The 2,288-nt window shown below is 52.2% G+C and carries 5 protein-coding genes and 1 pseudogene; 5 read left to right on the forward strand and 1 reads right to left on the reverse strand.

Features of this window, described 5'->3' with window-relative positions:
- The 5 genes and pseudogenes from AB1E34_RS25985 to AB1E34_RS26005 all read left to right on the forward strand — a co-directional run.
- Window positions 1-120 (forward strand): annotated as a pseudogene (locus tag AB1E34_RS25985) (IS5/IS1182 family transposase); the annotation flags it as partial.
- 4 nt (window positions 121-124) lie between these two features.
- On the forward strand, window positions 125-439 hold the full coding sequence (locus AB1E34_RS25990) for a hypothetical protein (RefSeq protein WP_372575188.1): 315 nt from the start codon (window positions 125-127) through the stop codon (window positions 437-439).
- Window positions 440-824: 385 nt separating this feature from the next.
- Window positions 825-1,055: a hypothetical protein gene (locus AB1E34_RS25995; RefSeq protein WP_372575189.1), complete on the forward strand. Its 231-nt coding sequence runs from the start codon at window positions 825-827 to the stop codon at window positions 1,053-1,055.
- 292 nt (window positions 1,056-1,347) lie between these two features.
- The gene (locus tag AB1E34_RS26000; RefSeq protein WP_372575190.1) at window positions 1,348-1,638 is read left to right on the forward strand and encodes a PAAR domain-containing protein; all 291 of its coding nucleotides are present in this window, start codon (window positions 1,348-1,350) and stop codon (window positions 1,636-1,638) included.
- Between the two features lie 52 nt (window positions 1,639-1,690).
- Window positions 1,691-1,966 carry a hypothetical protein gene (locus AB1E34_RS26005; protein WP_372575191.1) on the forward strand — a complete coding sequence of 92 codons (276 nt, stop codon included), beginning with the start codon at window positions 1,691-1,693 and terminating at the stop codon, window positions 1,964-1,966.
- Between the two features lie 161 nt (window positions 1,967-2,127).
- Here AB1E34_RS26005 and AB1E34_RS26010 read toward each other — a convergent pair whose 3' ends face one another.
- Window positions 2,128-2,268 (reverse strand): IS3 family transposase, encoded by a 141-nt coding sequence (locus AB1E34_RS26010; protein WP_372575192.1) that lies wholly within the window; start codon window positions 2,266-2,268, stop codon window positions 2,128-2,130.
- Window positions 2,269-2,288 lie beyond the last annotated feature (20 nt).

Below are 2,288 nucleotides of genomic sequence, written 5' to 3' on the forward strand. Positions count from 1 at the left end.
ATTGAGATCATGTTCGGACGCCTGAAGGATTGGCGGCGCGTCGCCACCCGATATGACAGATGCCCAAAGGTATTCCTCTCGGCCATCGCTCTCGCTGCTACAGTCCTATTCTGGCTGTAAATCAATGAGTCTGGAGCCTAGAAAGAACAGTGTTCGTGCTGGCCTAGCTCGTGCGAAACAGCGCCTCTTACAGGGTGCGGGCAGTGGCATCATTGAAGCGATCGTCCAGAAGGGCGCTACTAGGATACCCGTGGGCGCGGCCTTGGTCGCTCTGGGTGTTATCGCCTTTTACGGTATGGAACGCCGGATGAACATTATCCGGGAGACTATAACGGAGAGGTTTGAATCCGATCTGGCAACAGAGCAAGAGTTGGATGAGATTTCGAACGCTAGCTTTGCGGATATTCTAAAGGAGTCGGTTGGTGAATACTGGAAATAAAGACGAGACGAGTGCGGGCAATCGCCGGGTTTGCGCCTGGCATAAATGGGGACATTCCTTATCTGTTATTCCTGGTATTCCAGTGGCTTATATCCTCGGGTCTCAATCCGAGGGTGACCTTTCGTTCTTGCTTGTGCTGGGTTGGGTTGTCCTAGTTGAAGGCGTCGCGCTCGGTGTGGCCTACGTTCGTGGCTGGCGATGACGTTGTCGATCCAAACTACAGCTGCGCGCTTGCAGAGCACAAAGTCACCTTTGCAGAGCTGGCACGAAACCTGCTGAGGCGATTGTCCACCCGGAGCTATGGGATCAACTCCGATTAGTACACGAAACGAACGTGTTGAATGTGATCTCTGAAATTAATGCTCTTCGGAACAGGTAGGAAACTATGCAGCTTTTGCGTGATATAGTAGGTGGTTTTCTCTCATATGCCCTTGCTGGCTCGTTTCTTGCGGCCGCTCTATACGGCGGTCTCTATTTTTTGCAATTTGGGGCTGCAGAACTTCTTCTATTTTTAGCAGCGCTGAGCGTTCTTGCAGCATTGACCTTCTATGTAATTCGAAAGGTTGTTTTCAGCGCCACTGCTCAAGAGGATTGCGAGGGCAATGATGATAAGTAGTGACGAAGGCAAAGTCGCCGGAGTGACGAGGAGAGGTGCTCAAGCGATATTTAGAGCTCACAAGCTAAGTGTGGTGGTTGCGGCCATAGAGATTGTCGACAGAAAAACTTCGGGGCGGCGGTTATAGTGTGTGTTCATACGTCGCCAGTCCTTGAGCATGCAGAACACGATCTCAATGCGGTTGCGTCGTTTGTAGCGGCGCTTGCTCTTAGCGAAGTTCCAGCACGCTCAACCGAAGTTGCGGCCAATCGAGTTACAAATATCACCATTGGACTCACAGGAGGTCTTATCCATGTCCCAAGCTTATCGTGTTGGCGATCTCTGTACCGGTCATGATAGCCATGACCCGACAGGCGCAGTTGAGGGCAGTACAACTGTATTTGCCAACGGCTTAGGTCTTGTACGCGAGGGTGATCAGATTGAGCCACACGGCTGCTACAACAACGACCCCGCGAAGCGTGTTCTTGCGTCCGGCTCAAGCACCGTATTTGTCAATGGTAGGCCAGCAGCGCGATCGGGTGATCCTATATCCTGCGGGGGTTTCGCCGATGCGGGCTCAGACGATGTAAACATCGGTAAATAGTCATGTAGCTGACGAGGACGATACCCGAGCGTTCTGCGAGCGGCTCCAAGAAATGCTTCCAAACTGCACTTATCAGGCATGGTTTCCTGATGAAGACACCGAAGAATTGATTTGGCAGGGTGAGACTTATCACGGTGTTTGTGTTACAGACCTATCCCCCCAGAATGGTTTTGACGAAACAGCCAAAATGCTCAATTTGGCGATTGAGAACTGCCCTGATATCAACGGTATTAGTGCAGTACGTTTCGGTCTGGTTGCCATGTTCCTGGCGGCTTGCAGGCACTATCGGTTGCCAATTCCTCCCCATTTTTGGTTCATCGATAGTTAGCTAAGGCGATCTCCCTGATGTCTTAAACGGGTACCCACTTAGAAAATGAGGTGCGAGAGAGCGCGCCCAAAACGGAATGTACCAAGGAAGCTGTTTCCATATTGGCGCGTAGCGCCAATATAGGCCTTAGATGCCTTTGCCGGAAGACGCCAATTAGGGGGTTAGATGCAACGCTTACAGCCCTCGCGCCGCACCATCGCGTGGATGCGGCGATAGCCGAACCGCCGCCGTTCCTTCGAAACGCGTTTGATCGCATCGCGCAGGACTTCGTCGTCGGCCCGACGGCTTTGATACCGCACCATGGACCGATCCACATTCAAAG

Source organism: Ruegeria jejuensis (assembly GCF_041537905.1).
Classification (GTDB): Bacteria; Pseudomonadota; Alphaproteobacteria; order Rhodobacterales; family Rhodobacteraceae; genus Ruegeria_C.

What these genes read in the sequence shown, in the direction of transcription:
- AB1E34_RS25990 (WP_372575188.1), top strand. Translation starts at nt 125, where the DNA reads ATGAGTCTGGAGCCTAGAAAGAACAGTGTTCGTGCTGGCCTAGCTCGT.
- AB1E34_RS25995 (WP_372575189.1), top strand. Translation starts at nt 825, where the DNA reads ATGCAGCTTTTGCGTGATATAGTAGGTGGTTTTCTCTCATATGCCCTT.
- AB1E34_RS26000 (WP_372575190.1), top strand. Translation starts at nt 1,348, where the DNA reads ATGTCCCAAGCTTATCGTGTTGGCGATCTCTGTACCGGTCATGATAGC.
- AB1E34_RS26005 (WP_372575191.1), top strand. Translation starts at nt 1,691, where the DNA reads ATGCTTCCAAACTGCACTTATCAGGCATGGTTTCCTGATGAAGACACC.
- AB1E34_RS26010 (WP_372575192.1), bottom strand. Translation starts at nt 2,268, where the DNA reads ATGGTGCGGTATCAAAGCCGTCGGGCCGACGACGAAGTCCTGCGCGAT.